Below are 14959 nucleotides of genomic sequence, written 5' to 3'. Positions count from 1 at the left end.
GGCCGCCCGTTCGTCCTGTCCGCACCCGGCCGGCGAACCGCCGTCCGACCGACCCGAAGGAGCCTCATGCTCTCCACCACCCTGTGGGCGGCGCAGATCGTCCTCGCCCTGTTCTTCCTGTTCGCGGCCCTGCCCAAGATCGCGGGCCGCGGCATCGACCGCTGGGCCGGGTTCGACGACCTGCCCCGTTCGATCGTCGTCCTGACCGGCGTCGCGGAGCTCGTGGCGCCGTTCGCGCTCGTCCTGCCCCTGCTGCTCGGCGCCTTCGAGTGGACGACGCCGCTGGCCGCGGCCGGGCTCGCGATCGTGACGCTCATGGCCAGCGGGTTCCACGTCCGGGCCGGCGAGTGGCTGCCCGCCCTGGAGACGGCGCTGTGGGCGACGCTCGCCGGAGCCGTCGCCGTCGGCCGCCGGGGCCTCCTGGCCACCGGACCGCACCTGGACGCCGACCTCCTGGTCCCCGTGATCGGGCTGGTCACGGTCGCGCTCACGATCAACCTCGTCGCGATCTTCCGGGGCCCGGCGCCGTCCCGCTCCGCCCGGGCCGACGAGGAGGCCGACGACGAGGCCGCCGACCGGGCCGACCAGCCCGCGTCGGCCGCACGCTGAACAGCCCGACCGCGAACCAACCGTCGCGATCACCTTTGAGGCCCGGGTTTCTCCTCTTTGAGCAGCCGCAAAGAGGAGAAACCCGGGCCTCAAAGGAGACCTGCGCGTACGTCGTGTACGGGCTGCCGACGGAATGCGGGCGGGCGCGGGAAAGTTGGTGATGACGTGAGCCTCCTGACCGACCCCGCCCCCGGCGGCACCGCCCCCGACCCTTCGGCGTCCGACCGACCGGCGCCCGACTTCTCCGCGCTCGACAACGCCGCCTGGTCGTCGCTCGCCGGGGAGCACGCCCACCTCGCCGAGGGGGGCGACCTCGTCCGCCGCTACCCCGTGGACGTCTCGCCGTTCGCCGCCGTCCGCACGTGGGACGACCCGGACGTGTGGGCCGCGATCATCGACCTGGTCGGGTACGACGCCGACTTCCCCGCCCCGCCCGAGTCCGTCGCCCTGCCGGCCGGCTGGGTGCGCGGCGAGCTGTTCGGCGGCGTGCAGCTCGTCGAGACCGAACGTGTGGTCGGCCGCCCCGACGAGGAGGCCGTCGTGCTGGGCGAGGCCGACGTGCCCGAGATGATGGACCTCGTGGCCCGCGCGAAGCCCGGCCCGTTCCTGCCCCGGACCTACGAGATGGGCCGCTACGTGGGCATCCGCCGCGACGGCGTGCTCGCGGCCATGGCGGGCGAGCGGCTGCGTCCGGCCGGCTGGACCGAGATCAGCGCGGTCGCCACCGACGAGCGGTTCCGCGGCCAGGGTCTGGCCACCCGGCTGGTGCTCGACGTCGTGCACTCCGTCCGCGAGCGCGGCGCCCGGGCCATGATGCACGCCGCGGCGGGCAACACGAACGCCATCCGGCTCTACGAGAGCCTCGGGTTCGTGCTGCGCCGCCACAACGAGTTCGGGAACGTGCGCACCCCCGCGAGCGCGTGACGCCCGCGGGAGACAGGGCTGGGAGCGGCGCCGGGCTCAGCGCGTGAGCCCGGCGCGCGAGCGCTCAGTGCGCCGCCGCCTCCTCGGCCTTCTTCTTCCGGGACGGCAGCAGGTGCAGCACGGCCACCACGACGGCGCCGACCACGAGCCCGACCACGGCCGAGCAGAGGGTGTTGAACAGCCAGCCGAGGGTGCCGCCGAGCGCCCCGGCGCCGTCGTGGATGACCACCTCGAGGTGGTGCACCCACTCGTAGGGCCCGGGGATCCAGCCCGTGCCGTCCGCGCCGAGGTTGACGAGCAGGATGTGCCCGCCCACCCAGAGCATCGCGACGGTGCCGACCACGGAGATGACGGCGAGCACGCGTGGCATCGCCTTGACCAGGCCGCGGCCCAGCGTCTGGGAGAACCGGGAGTCCCGCTCGGCGAGCCGCAGCCCGACGTCGTCCATCTTCACGATGGCCGCGACGATGCCGTAGACGATGATCGTGATGACGAACGCCACCACGACGAGGATCAGGAGCCGGGACCAGAAGGTCTCGTCGGCCACCTCGTCGAGCGCGATCACCATGATCTCGGCCGACAGGATCAGGTCGGTGCGGATGGCGCCCGCGACCAGCTTCTTCTCGGCCTCCGGGCTGACCTCGGCGGCGAGCACCGTCTCCTTGCTGTGGCCGGAGATCTTGTGCCAGATCTTCTCGGCACCCTCGTAGGCGAGGTACGTGCCGCCGATCATCAGCACGATCGGCAGCAGCCACGGCAGGAACTGGCTGAGCAGCAGCGCGGCCGGGAGGATGAAGATCAGCTTGTTGCGGATCGAGCCGATCGCGATCTTCTTCACGATCGGGAGCTCGCGCTGCGCCGCGACGCTGCGCAGGTACTGCGGGGTCACGGCGGTGTCGTCCACGACGACACCCGCCGCCTTGGCCGTCGCACGTCCCGTGGCTGCGCCGACGTCGTCGATGGACGCCGCCGCGAGCTTGGCCAGGGCGGCGATGTCGTCCAGCAGTCCCATCAGGCCACCCACGGCGCACCCCGCTCGGGTCGATGTGTCGTCATGCCCCGCAGCCTATGCAATCGAGGCCCCCGCCCGGGCATCCACCCCACGTGTCAGACGGACAGGTCACCAGAGTGACCTGTCCGTCTGACACGCGCGGAGCTTCGCGTCAGCGCGAGACCGGCGTCAGCTGGATGTGGTCCAGGTTCCAGTTCTGGTAGGCGTCCTCGGGCAGGGCGATGCGCAGCGTGTGCGTGCCCTTCGTGAGGCGCTGCGTCACGCCGCTGGGCTGGAGCACCTGCTTGGCGTGGCTGGTCGTGTTCCGTACGTCGACCCGGGCGCTCGGCGCGCCGTCGTCGAACGAGACGGTGTACGCGCCGGCGGGCGAGTACGGCGACGAGGCGCGCACCGCGACCTCGTACGTGCCGGTCCGCGGCACCTCCACCTCGTAGGTCAGCCACTCGCCGCCGCGCATCCAGCCGAGGCTGACGGCGCCGTCCAGGTCCTGGATGTCCACGCCCTCCCCCGGGCGCATCTGCAGGTTGCTGCGGTTGGCGGGCTCCAGGTCGTGGTAACCCACGCCCTCGCCGGGCAGGAAGTCCTCCGCCTGGACGCGGACGGCGCCGCGCGGCAGCGGGTCGCCCTCGCCGGTGCGGAGCCAGCGCTCCAGCTTCTCGACGTCGTCGGTCTGGAAGATCGTCGTGTGGTAACCCTCCACCAGCGCCTGCCAGCCGCGCAGCGGGTCGATGAGCGACGCCTCGTCGGTCATCCGCTCGGACAGGCCGTTCCACATCGTGTTGCTCCACACCCGGCTGCCGCTCGCCACGCGGTCCAGGAACGGACGGCGGGCGACGACGTCGGCGGTGCTGTCGAAGTTGACCTCGTACGCCACGGGCTGGTCGGCGCCGAACTTCTCGACGTCCGCGACGTTCGCGTCCGTGACCATGTGCATGTAGACCGCGCCGCGGTGCGTGGCCTGGAACTCCTGGACCTGCTCCACGGGCGCGTCCGACTTGAACAGGCCGTTGCGCACGGTGCCGGTCTCGGTCAGCACCGACCAGATCTCCTCACGGAACGGCCAGCCCTTGTCGAGGTTGACCAGGCCGCGGTCCTTGGCCAGGCGCATGGCCTGCTCCAGGGTGGGCACGCGCTCGTCGGTGAGCACCGCCTGCGCGCCGCCCAGGCCCTCGCGGAGTCGCAGCCCCTCGATCTGCTCCAGGGTCAGGCTGTCGACGCGGCCGGTCCCGTTCGTGGTGCGGTCGACGGTCGTGTCGTGCATGAGCACGGGGACGCCGTCGGCGGTGAGCTGGACGTCCAGCTCGACGATCTCGGCGCCGTCCTTGAACGCGGCCAGGATCGCCGGGGCGCTGTTCTCGGGGGCCGCGCGCCACTGCGCGCGGTGGGCCGCGGTGAGGATCTTGGCGTCCGGGCCGTGGTCCAGCAGGTCGCGGTAGGCGCGTTGGGCGGGGGTGCCGCCGCCCTGGCCCGGGCCGCCGTGGCCGGCGGTCTGCGTGGCCGACGACGCCGCGGCGTCCCCGGATCCGGCGTGCTGGGCGCCGCCGAGGACGGAGGCGGTGGCCCCGGACAGCACCAGCGCGGCCGTGGTGACCACGGCCCCGACGCGGGTACGGATGCGTGAGTTCATGACCCCGACTCTGGTGGTGCGGCCGGCCGCCGGGGCGAAGCGCACCCGACGGCCGGCTGAACACTCGCTGAACGTCAGCCCTGCTCGCACGTCACGCGGGCGTCGGCCCAGTCGGCGTGGTCGAAGTTCTTGCCGTCGGGCCCCTCGTCGGCGACCAGCCGCAGCCGGCGCACGCCGGTGACGTCGACGTCGAGCGGCACACCGCCGTCGTCGTTGGACAGGACCGGGGTCTCGGCGAGCAGCACGCCGTCGCCGTAGACGGCGAACCGCACGGAACCGACGCCGGTGTCGCCGGGCTTGTCGAGCACCTCGTCGTCGATGCCCACCTGCGCGGTGAACGCGGTGCACGCGCCGCCGAGCCAGGCGGTCACCGAACCGGTGGCGTGCATACCGATGCCCTTGGCGTAGGTGACGCCCGCGATCCGGAGCGGGTTGCCGTCGCCGCCCGCGGCCTCGCCGTTGGAGCGGTCGCGCTCGACCGGGCCGTAGCCGTTGCTCTGCTCGGTCCAGTCGAGGTCGGAGACGAACGGGCTCCCGGTCGGGGCGGGCGGCGTGACCCACAGCGTCGCCTGGCCCGCGGCGACGTACGCGGCACTGCCGTGCGCGCCCCTGGCGTGGTAGTCGACGTCGACCGGCACCTCGAACGTGCCCGTCGCGCCGCCGGCGGGCACCCGGACCTGCCAGGTGAAGCGCGCGGTCTGGCCGGCGGCGAGCCGCGCCACGGTCCGGGTGCCCTGGTCGGCGGACCAGCCCGCGGGCAGGTCCGGCGTGAGGCGCACGCGCGTGACGGCGCGGTCGGCCACCGTGAACGCGGCCGTCACCGCGACGGTGCTGCCGGGTTCGACGTCGGCCTGCTCCGGGTCGACCGTGATCGTGGCGTCCGGCCGGGCCTCCAGCGGGTCCAGGCACGACTCCCGGCCCCCGGTCGCCGCGCACACCACGGCCACGAAGCCGCCGTTGTCCGCCGTCGGGACCCGCAGCGTGTCCGCGGCCGTGGTCCGCACCGTCGAGTGCACGGTCGCCGACCCGTTCGCGCCGTCGTCCGTCAGCAGGTCGACCACCACCTTGGACCCGCGTGCGAGGCCGGCCAGCGGGAGCCGCAGCCCGTCACCCGATCCGGCGCGCATGCCGCCCACGAACCACCGGTCCCCGGAGCGGCGTGCGAGCACCGCGTCCGTCCCGGGCGTGCCGCTGAGCAGCCGCACCTCGTCCCAGGTCGTGGGGAGGTTCCGCAGGAACGGCATCGCGTTCGGCTCGTCGTCGTACCCCTCGGGCTTGTCCGAGATGTGCTGCCAGCCCGACTCGTACACGACCGCCATCGCCGCCTGCTGCGCCTTGGACGTCTTGTTGTTGTCGCGGGAGAAGACCACGGGCGTGAAGTCCATCGACCCCAGCACGTTGCGCGTGAACGGCACGATGAGGCTGCGCTCGGGGCTGATCCCGTTCTCCATGCCGCGCACGGCCTCGTAGCTCATGATGTGCGGCCAGGTGCGCTGCATGCCGGTGGGCAGCGCGGCGCCGTGGAAGTTGACCATCAGCTCGTACCGGGCGGTGTCGCGCGCGACGTCGTCGTACCACTGGTGGATCTCCTGCGAGTCGGAGTCCATGAAGTCCACCTTGATGCCGCTCACGCCCCACGACCGCACACGCGGCAGCCACTCGTCGCGCTGCTCCTGGGTGCGCAGGTCGCGGCTGTGGAACCAGACGATCACGTCGACGCCGCGGGTGTGCGCGTAGCGGACCGTGCGCGGCACCCAGCTCGCGTCCCAGCCCTCGTCGAGCAGCACGTACTCCCAGCCGTTCCGCGCGGAGAGGTCGACGAAGTCCCGCTGCCGCGCCTCGTTCCGCGGACTGCTCCCGTCGGTCAGCCAGCTCCAGCTCGACCGGCCGGGCTTGATCCAGTCGGCTCCCGGGTCCAGGGCGGCGGGCGTGGCGAGGTCGTCCACCAGGGTGGAGCCGACGACGCCGCCCAGGTCGCCGACGATCGCGACCCGCCACGGCGTCGACAGGTCGCCGCTCGTCGTGACGGGACGGCCCTCGAACAGGTCGATGCCGTAGCTCAGCGAGCCGGTCTCGTGCGTCAGGTGCGAGCCCGCGTAGTCGCCGTGCAGGTCGGCCTCCGTGACCAGCACGTACCGGTCGCCCTGTCCGAACAGCACCGGGTACCCGACGCTGCCGGAGCCGTTGCCCGCCGCGGCCGTGGTGGTGCTCCACTCCGCCTCGTAGTTGACGGCGTAGGAGCGCTGCATCCAGGCCGGGCCGTCCGCGGCCGGCACCCACGCGCCCGACTCGTCGTCGACCCGGTGCTCGCCCGGGCCGTCCAGGAGGTAGCGGTAGGCGACGCCGTCGTCGGACACGCGGACCGCGATCTTGAGGCGGCCGCCGTCCGCCGCCGTGAAGGTGAAGACCGACTCGCGGTGGGTGTAGCTGCGTCGCTCGCGCTTGCCGGTGGACATGGCGTAGCTGTCGGAGACCGTGCGGTCGGCCCGGCCGGCGAACGTGAGGCCTGTCGTGAGGTCGCCGTCGCTGCCCCGCAGGCCCAGGCGCGTGGCCGAGACCACGGTGTCCCCGTCGTCGAGCACGTCGAGCGTGACCTGGCCGGCGTCGTCTAGGCGCAGCAGGCCGTCGAGGTGCGAGCCGCGAGGGCCGTCGACGCGCCAGGCCTCCGCCGCGGTGCTCGGGGCGGCGCTGGCGGTGCCCGCGACGACCAGGCCGCTCGCGACGAGCGCGAGCGCTGACACCGCTGTCACCAGGTGGAAGGCAGGACGGAACGCGGGTACGAGCTTCACGAGGTCTCCCTTGACTCCGGATGCGCCGCGGGATGCGGCCGGTGCGCCGCCCAGCAGGCTAGGCGGCGCACCGGACCAGGTCAACAGGCGTTCTCGCAGCCGCTGACCCCGCTACCGCCGCAGCTGCTGCCGCCCCGGTCGCAGGTCGAGCCGGCGCAGCAGCTGGGCGTTGAGCGCCACGACGACGGTCGACAGCGACATCAGGACGGCGCCCGCGGACATCGGCATCACGAACCCGATCGGCGCCAGCACGCCCGCCGCCAGCGGCACCGAGATCAGGTTGTACCCGGCCGCCCACCACAGGTTCTGCTTCATCTTGCGGTAGCTGGCCCGCGACAGGTCGATCACGGACAGCACGGACCGGGGGTCGTCGCTGGCGAGGATGACGCCGGCGGACGCGATGGCCACGTCGGTGCCCGCTCCGATCGCGATGCCGACGTCGGCCTGGGCGAGCGCCGGGGCGTCGTTCACGCCGTCGCCGACCATCGCGACCTTGCGGCCCTCGGCCTGGAGCTGCGCCACCTTGGCGGACTTGTCCTCCGGCCGGACGCCGGCGAAGTACCGGTCCACGCCGAGCTGGTGCGCCACGGACTGGGCCACGGCCTCGGCGTCGCCGGTGATCATGACCACCTGGACGCCCCGGTCGTGCAGGGCGCGGACGGCGTCCGCGGACTCGGCCCGCACCTCGTCGGCGAGCTTGATGCCGCCGATCACCACGCCGTCGCGCAGCACGTGCAGGATGATCGCTCCGTCCTCGCGCCAGGAATCCGCCGCGGGGATCTCCGCCTGGCGGCTCTCCTCCAGCAGGCGCGGCCCGCCGACCCGGATCTGGTGGCCGTCGACCGTCGCCGTGACGCCCACGGCGGGCGACGACGCGAAGCCGGTGGCGCGCGGGACGGCGAGCCCGCGCTCCTGCGCCGCGCGGACGATCGCCCGGGCCAGCGGGTGCTCGCTGTCCGACTCGGCGGCGGCCGCGAGCGCCAGGAGCGTGTCGGTGTCGAGGCCGTCGTGGCCGGACTCCCCGCCGGCGTGCACGTCGGCGACGGTCGGCTCGCCCTTGGTGAGGGTGCCGGTCTTGTCGAACAGCACGGTGTCGACGGTGCGCATGCTCTCCAGCGCGAGGCGGTCCTTGATCAGCACGCCGCCGCGGGCGGCCCGCTCGGTCGCGATCGAGACCACGAGCGGGATCGCGAGGCCCAGGGCGTGGGGGCAGGCGATGACGAGGACGGTCACGGTGCGGATCACGGCGTCGTCGGGCAGCCCGGCGAGCGACCAGACGACGGCGGTGACCGCCGCCGCGCCGAGCGCGAACCAGAACAGCCAGCCCGCGGCGGTGTCGGCCAGGCGCTGCGCGCGCGAGGAGGAGGCCTGTGCCTCGGCGACGAGCCGCTGGATACCGGCCAGGGCGGTGTCGTCGCCGGTGGCGGTGACCTCGATGCGCAGGCCGGAGTCGGTGGCGACCGTGCCGGCGGTCACGGGCTCGCCCGGGCCGCGCGGCACGGTGCGCGACTCCCCCGTCACCATGGACTCGTCCATCTCTGCGCGGCCGTCGACGACGCGGCCGTCGGCGGGGACGCTCGCGCCCGGCCGGACCACGACGACGTCACCGACGGCCAGGTCCGCCGGGGCAACCTTGACGATCTGGTCGCCGTCGACGCGCTCGGCCTCGTCCGGCAGGAGCGCCGCGAGCGAGTCCAGGGCCGACGTCGTCTGCGCGAGCGAGCGCATCTCGATCCAGTGGCCCAGCAGCATGATGACGATCAGGAGGGCCAGCTCCCACCAGAAGTCGAGCTGGTGGTCGAGCAGGCCGAGGCTGGCGCCCAGCGAGGCGACGAACGCGACCGTGATCGCGAGCCCGATCAGCAGCATCATCCCGGGCTTGCGGGAGCGCAGCTCGCTGACGGCACCCGTGAGGAACGGCGAGCCGCCCCAGACGTACATGACGGTACCGAGCACGGGCGGGATCGCGGTGGCCCAGGCGGCGTCGGGCAGCTCGTAGCCGAGGATCATCGCGAACATGCCGGAGAACGCGACGACTGGCACGGCGAGCACGAGCATGATCCAGAACAGCCGCCGGAACTGGCCGACGTGGTCGCCGTGGCCGGCGTGACCCCCGTGGGCGTCGTGGCCGGTGTGCGCGTCGTGGCCCGCGTGCGCGTCGTGGCCGGTGTGGTGCTCGTGGTGCGCGTGCTCCTCGGGCGCAGCCTGGGCGGGCGCGACCGGCTGCGCGGTGGAGTGCTGGTGTAGCTCGTTCATGGATCAGCTCCTGGGTTGAGCAGAGCATGCCCGGTGGGGCTGCCGTACTCCATATATACCCCTAGGGGGTATGGTCGTCAAGCGATCTCGGTGAGGACCTTTCGGGCCCTGCCTTCGGAGGTGACCGCCCTCGTTCCGTGGGTGCCGGGTGAGCCGAACTCCGCACGGCAGCCCCAGACGCAGTGCGGCCGAGCAGGACAGTCCGGCTCAGCCTGATCCCGCACTCCTCGGGTTCGTGCTGGTCAGCGGCTCGGCGAAGCGCGAGGCTGGACGTGGCTGTGACCCAGGTCACTCGACACGTCGGCCGGTCGGGGGCGTCTTACACGAGTGTGATCCGAGTTCCTGCCCAGGCGGGCGCGTACGCCGCCCGATCGTCCGCTCCGACCTCAGGGGGCTGAATGGATAGCGGCACCGTGCTGCGCCGTCCGGCAGTCGAGAAGCTGCTCGACCAAGCACTGCGCGCGGCGCGGTCGAGAATGGTCCTGCTGCGCGGGCCGCGCGGCGCCGGCCGCGGTACGGCCGTGCGGCTCTGGTCGCGCCGGCTGGCGGACGACGGGATGCAGGTCGTCCGGGTGGACGTCACCCCGACCGACGCGCTCGACGGTGCAGCCCTCGGGGGCGCCGTCCTGGCCCGGCTCGTGGAGCCGACCGGCGCGGAGGCGACGGTCATCGGGGCCCCGACGGTCGAGCGCCTCGCCGCCGCGCTCGACGCGCAGGAGCGGGTGCTCGTCGTGGACCGGCTGGGGCCGGCGTCGGCGGACGCACTCTCGTACCTCGACCGGGTCGCGCGGAGGCTGCGGCGCAGCAGCGTCTTCGTGCTCAGCGCGATGCCCCTGCCCGGGCCCGCGCCGACCTTCGACGGCTGGGCACCCCCAGCACGGGCCGCAGCACCAGCCGTGGCCGTCGACCCCGGTGGGCACATCGAGCTGACCATGCGCGACCTCGCCGTCCGGGCGGGCGAGGCACAGGCGGCAGCGGCGTCGCTCGGCGTGCCGCTCGGCCGCACGCAGGCGCGGCTCCTGGTCGCAGCCACTGCCGGGTGGCCGGCCGTGGCCTTCCCGGCGCTGAAGGAGCTGGGGCGTGCGAGCGTGGCGGGCGACCCGGTCACGGACGACCTCGTCACGGCCGTCGCGGCGGCCCACCGCGCCACGTTCCTGCGGGGCGCGCTGCCCGAGGAGGCCATCGCCGTCGTGGTCGAGGCGAGCCTGGCGCCTCGGTTCAGCCGGACCGAGCTGGCGGCCACCGGGCTCCTGTCTGCGCTCCCGAGCGCGGACACGTTCGTCGAGCGCCTGGTCGAGACAGGCCTGGTGCTCGACGATCCCGCCTCCTCCGACGACGTCCTCGCCGTGGAACCCCATGCCCGCCGCGCGCTGCTCGACTTCGCGCGCGGCCGCGACCGGGAGGAGCTGCGCCTGCGGGCGACCAAGGCCGCGCGCCGCAAGGAGCAGGCCCACGACTCCCGGGGTGCGCTGCTGGTCGCACTGGAGGCCGGCGACGCCGGACTGGTGCGCGACCTGCTGCACGGCCTGTGGACCGGCGTGCTCGACGGGCGCGACCCCACGCTGCACGAGGCGCTGTGGGCCGCGGTCTCGTCCACCCCGGCGCAGCACGTCCCGGCCGAGCTGCGCACGCTGCTGGCTGTCAGCCGGCGCTCGCCCGGCCGTGCCGGAACCACCGAGCCACCGCCCCGTCACGACGAACGGCACACCGACCGGCACAGCGGTCGACACGGCGCACAGCCGGGCGGCCCACGGGGCGAGAGACCGAGCGAACAGCGCGGCGAGTACCAGCACGGACCCGCTTTGTCGCTGACGGTCTTCAACCGGGCCGCCCAGCTCCGGCGCGCCGGGTACGCGGACGACGCACTGCACCTGGCGCAGGGCTGGCTCGGCGCGGCCGGCACGGCCCCGGTGACGACTCGCGTGCTGGTGGGCCTGCAGGCGGTGCTCGCCGCGACCGAGGCCGGCCGGCTGCACGAGGCGCTCCGGCACGCGGAGACCGCCCACCACGACGCGCTCGGGTCCGGCGCACTCCCGCTAGCCGCCGCCGCGGCGGAGCTGGTCGCGCTGGTCCACGCGATCGACTCCAACGTGCACACCGCGGGCGACTGGTCCGCGGAGGCCGGCACGCTGCCGGAGCCGCCGGCCTGGTGGCGCCACGCCGTCGGCGACCCGCTCGCACTGGTCGCGGCCCTCGACCACCTCGAACGGTTCGACGACGGCCTGCCCGAGCCCTTGCTCGCCGTCGTGCGCCGCGCCGCCCGCTCCGACCTGTGGTCCGCCGCGCTGCACGTCGAGTCGGTGCAGGCCGTGCTGCGCGGCCAGGAGGAGCTCGCCGTGGACCACCTCCGCGAGGCGCTCGCCCATCGCGGACTGGCACCGTCGCAGACCGGCGCCCCCGCCGGCAGCAGCAGCGAGCTGCGGATCCCGCCGCTGCTCGCGCTCGACCTGGGGCGGCTCTACCTGACGCTGGGGCGTGGCACGAGCGCGGCGGTGATCGCCGACGCCCTGACGGCCCGGACCCCGGCGCGGGCGCTGCTCGACGGCCATCTCCGCCTCGCGCAGGGCCGGCCGCGCGAGGCGCTGCTGGCGATGACCGGGGTACGGTCCGCGCACGAGGGCGCGACGGCAGGCGCCCGGTTCCAGGCGCACCTCCTGGCCGCCGAGGCGCACATCGCGCTGCAGCACGCGGACGACGGCGCCGACGTCCGCCGACAGCTCGCCCACGCGATGGCCCTGTCTCGCCGGGTCGGCGGCGCGCTGCCCTACTGGTGGGCCGCGTCCGGGGTGCTGCGCTCGCTGGCCCGTGAGGCGCCGGAGCAGGTGCGGCGGATCGCCCAGGTGCTGCGCCGCCGGGGCACGGCGCGCACGGTCGAGTTCGTCGTAGTCCCGGACCGGCAGCTCGTGGTGCTGCACCGGCTCGCCGACGGCCTGACGTCGGCCCAGGTCGCGAGAGCCGCCTTCGTCTCACACAACACGGTCAAGACGCAGATCCGGGAGATCTACCGGCGCCTCGGCGTGCACGACCGCGCGTCCGCGCTCCACCGTGCCCGCGAGCTGGGGCTGCTGGACCCGATCGTCCGGGCCCGGCTCGGCGCTAGCTCCCCGTCACGACCGTGACGACGCCGAGAGGGAACGCGTCACGGTCCGACAGGGCGGCGAGCTCGGCCCGCGCCGCGGGCATCGGCGCGGGCTGGAAGGGCTTGACGTCGACGCCGAGCGCGTTCGCGTAGGCGGAGCCCCACGCCGTCGAGTCGAACGCGTTGTCGGTCGCCCCCGGCCCGGCCGCTGCGGTGCCGTCCCACCGCAGCGGCACCAGGGGCGTGCCGCCGAGCACGAACCGGTCGCCCGTCCCGCCCCGGTCGCCGTCCCACGCGACGGCGCCGATCCGGGCCGGGGTGCCGGCGCGCCCGGCCACGGTGAAGCTCGCGGAACCGTCGGCCGTCGAGACGGGCATGAGCCCGTCATAGACGATCGCCAGCCCGGAACCCGCGGGCCCTGCGCCGGCCGGCCGGTGCACGACGACGAGCGCCCAGCCCCCGCGCGCGCCAGCGCCGCCCGTGACGCACACGTCCGCGACGCCCCAGGTCCCCGGCCCGCCCGCGCGGACGAGGCCGGTCACGTCCACGCTCGCCTGGTACATCTGGCCCGCGCGCTCGACCACGACGTCGTCACCGTCTCCGACCACCCGCAGCGCGTCGCCGGGCGGCGCCACCCGGACGGGCGCCACGGCACCGTCGCACACCCCCGACCAGTAGAGCCGGGCGGCGACGACCTCGGCCCCGGCGGGGGTGTCCAGCACCGCCGTGGACGAGGTGGTCCCCGTGCCGAGAGCGTCGACGGGGACCATGTCCCAGCCGTTGTTGTCCTGCGCCGGGCCGGTCGCCGTGCCGTCGACGACGGCCGCGCAGCCGGCCGCGGCAGGGTCGCAATGCAGGACCGGGGCGCCGACCTGCGTCACCTCGACCTGCCCGGTCGCGACGTACCGCGCGGCGAGCAGACTGGCACGCACCGGGACCGCCCGGCTCGCGCCGGTGGGCACGACGCCGTCGCCACGTACGTCCAGCCGTACGTCCGCCCCGCCCTCGGCCACGTCCGCGGCGACCAGCACCGGGACGAGCAGCGTCGACCTGCTGCCCCCGGCGATCTCGCCCACGGTGCACGCCACGCCGGCCGCCGACGCCGCGGTCTCGGCGCAGGACCACGCCGAGACCGCGCGGGCGCCGCCCGCCGCGTCCAGCTCGACACCCGCGGGCAGCGTGACGTCGACCATCACGGCCACCGCCGCGTCGGCGTTCGGGTTGCTCACCGTTGCGCCCAGCACCCCGGGCCGCCCCGGCACGAGGTCGCCCAGGTCATCGTGATCGATCGTGAGCACGAGCGGGTCCGGCGCGGGAGTGGGGCTGGGCGCCGGGGCCGGCGTCGGTGTGGGATCGGGCCGCGGACCGGGCCCCCGACCGGGGCCAGGGGCGGTGCCGGGGTCCGGCCCCGCCCCGGGGTCGGGCGACGGGTCGGGTCGAGCTTCAGCCTCAGGTCGAGGTTGAGGGTCAGGCCGGGTCTCGGGTTCAGGTCGAGGTTGAGGTCCAGGTGACGGCGCCGGTTCCGGCGAGTCGGCCGGCTCCTCGCGCGCCACGTCCTCGGTCGGGCCGCCGCCGGGCGGGCCGTCCAGCCATGGCATCTCCTCCGCACCGGGCACCGGCAGCAGCCCGCCGGCCTCCGGCACCGCGGCACCGCCCGGGCCGCGGTCCAGGACGTCCGACGCCGCGACGGCCGACAGCGTCAGCAGGCACACGGCGACCGCCGCCCCGAGGAGCGCCGCGCGGCGGCTGCCCCGTGGCCGCGCCCACCACCAGCGCCGTCCGACCGCCCGCACGCCCCGGCCGCCCGCTCCCACACCCCGGCTGCCCGCCCGTGCCGCGGCCAGGTCGTGCGCGTCCTCGTGCCCGGGCTCCCCCAGGGCCGCGACCGGCAGCCCGAACGGGAGCAGCAGCCCGCGCATGCGGCGCTTGAGGTCGCGCATCTGGTCCACGGCGGCGGCGCAGAACACGCACCCCAGCACGTGCGCCTCGACCCGGTGCTGCACCGGCACGGCCAGCGTCCGCTCGACGAACCGGGCCAGGTGCGGCGCGTAGTCCTCGCACCCGGGCACCACGCGTTCCTGGTGGGCCTGCAGGTACTCCCGCCGCAGCCGTTCGCGCGCGCGGCGCGCGAGCGAGGACACGGCGTTCGGCGAGACGCCGAGGAGCGGACCCACCTGGGCGGGGGGCAGGTCGTGGACGTCGACGAACCAGAGCACCCGGCGCCAGCGCGGCGGGAGCTCGGCGAACGCCCGGCGCACCCGGTGGTCGTCGTCGGCACCGACCAGGGCGTCGGGGTCGTGGTGGGGGCGGTCGATCGCCCCCGCCTCGGCGGGGACCGCTCGGTCCTGCGCCCGCAGGAGCCCGATCGCCGTGTTCCGCACGGTGGTCAGCAGGTACGAGCGGACGTTGGTGGTGGGACCGCCGCCGTGACGCATCGCGGACAACAGCGCGGTGAAGGCCTCCGCGACGACGTCGTCGACCGCCGGGCCCGGGCCGACCAGGTGCCGGGCGATGCCGGCCGCCGTGCGGTGATAGCGCGCCCAGAGCTCGGCGAACGCCTCGTCGCGCCCGGTGCGGAGCTCGGCGAGCAGCTGCTCGTCGGACGTCGGGGACGCTCCGTCGTGCTGCCGCGCCGGGGTGGAACCGGTCGTCTCGACCATCCG

The 14959-nt window shown here is 74.7% G+C and carries 8 protein-coding genes; 3 read left to right on the top strand and 5 right to left on the bottom strand.

What is annotated here, in order from left to right; genetic code table 11:
* Positions 1-66: 66 nt before the first annotated feature.
* Entirely contained in the window at positions 67-609 is a 543-nt protein-coding gene (locus ACZ7LE_RS19095) for a DoxX family protein (RefSeq protein ID WP_470404826.1), read from the top strand.
* A gap of 165 nt (positions 610-774) precedes the next feature.
* Positions 775-1533, top strand: a complete 759-nt coding sequence (locus ACZ7LE_RS19090) for a GNAT family N-acetyltransferase (protein WP_470404825.1) — start codon at positions 775-777, stop codon at positions 1531-1533.
* Between the two features lie 64 nt (positions 1534-1597).
* Here ACZ7LE_RS19090 and ACZ7LE_RS19085 read toward each other — a convergent pair whose 3' ends face one another.
* The 4 genes from ACZ7LE_RS19085 to ACZ7LE_RS19070 all read right to left on the bottom strand — a co-directional run bounded on the left by ACZ7LE_RS19085 (position 1598) and on the right by ACZ7LE_RS19070 (position 9217).
* Complete coding sequence (locus ACZ7LE_RS19085) at positions 1598-2545, bottom strand: DUF808 domain-containing protein (RefSeq protein WP_470404824.1); 948 nt, start codon at positions 2543-2545, stop codon at positions 1598-1600.
* Between the two features lie 151 nt (positions 2546-2696).
* Complete coding sequence (locus ACZ7LE_RS19080) at positions 2697-4172, bottom strand: glycerophosphodiester phosphodiesterase family protein (RefSeq protein ID WP_470404823.1); 1476 nt, start codon at positions 4170-4172, stop codon at positions 2697-2699.
* Between the two features lie 74 nt (positions 4173-4246).
* The gene (locus tag ACZ7LE_RS19075; protein ID WP_470404822.1) at positions 4247-6961 is read right to left on the bottom strand and encodes an NPCBM/NEW2 domain-containing protein; all 2715 of its coding nucleotides are present in this window, start codon (positions 6959-6961) and stop codon (positions 4247-4249) included.
* Positions 6962-7072: 111 nt separating this feature from the next.
* Positions 7073-9217, bottom strand: a complete 2145-nt coding sequence (locus ACZ7LE_RS19070; RefSeq protein ID WP_470404821.1) for a heavy metal translocating P-type ATPase — start codon at positions 9215-9217, stop codon at positions 7073-7075.
* A 398-nt stretch (positions 9218-9615) separates the two neighbouring features.
* On the opposite strand from ACZ7LE_RS19070, the gene ACZ7LE_RS19065 reads away from it, so the two are divergent.
* Positions 9616-12336 (top strand): LuxR C-terminal-related transcriptional regulator, encoded by a 2721-nt coding sequence (locus ACZ7LE_RS19065; RefSeq protein WP_470404820.1) that lies wholly within the window; start codon positions 9616-9618, stop codon positions 12334-12336.
* Here ACZ7LE_RS19065 and ACZ7LE_RS19060 read toward each other — a convergent pair.
* On the bottom strand, positions 12314-14956 hold the full coding sequence (locus tag ACZ7LE_RS19060) for a sigma-70 family RNA polymerase sigma factor (RefSeq protein WP_470404819.1): 2643 nt from the start codon (positions 14954-14956) through the stop codon (positions 12314-12316). The genes ACZ7LE_RS19065 and ACZ7LE_RS19060 overlap by 23 nt on opposite strands.
* Between the last annotated feature and the right edge of the window lie 3 nt (positions 14957-14959).

The organism is Promicromonospora sp. NPDC110617 (genome assembly GCF_055598465.1).
The sequence above is the reverse complement of the archived record's forward strand: the minus strand, read 5'-3'. Positions and strand labels throughout refer to the sequence as shown.

Excerpts from the sequence above, each read along its gene's own strand:
- ACZ7LE_RS19085 (WP_470404824.1), bottom strand. The coding sequence starts at position 2,545 with ATGGGACTGCTGGACGACATCGCCGCCCTGGCCAAGCTCGCGGCGGCG.
- ACZ7LE_RS19080 (WP_470404823.1), bottom strand. The coding sequence starts at position 4,172 with ATGAACTCACGCATCCGTACCCGCGTCGGGGCCGTGGTCACCACGGCC.
- ACZ7LE_RS19070 (WP_470404821.1), bottom strand. The coding sequence starts at position 9,217 with ATGAACGAGCTACACCAGCACTCCACCGCGCAGCCGGTCGCGCCCGCC.
- ACZ7LE_RS19095 (WP_470404826.1), top strand. The coding sequence starts at position 67 with ATGCTCTCCACCACCCTGTGGGCGGCGCAGATCGTCCTCGCCCTGTTC.
- ACZ7LE_RS19065 (WP_470404820.1), top strand. The coding sequence starts at position 9,616 with ATGGATAGCGGCACCGTGCTGCGCCGTCCGGCAGTCGAGAAGCTGCTC.
- ACZ7LE_RS19060 (WP_470404819.1), bottom strand. The coding sequence starts at position 14,956 with ATGGTCGAGACGACCGGTTCCACCCCGGCGCGGCAGCACGACGGAGCG.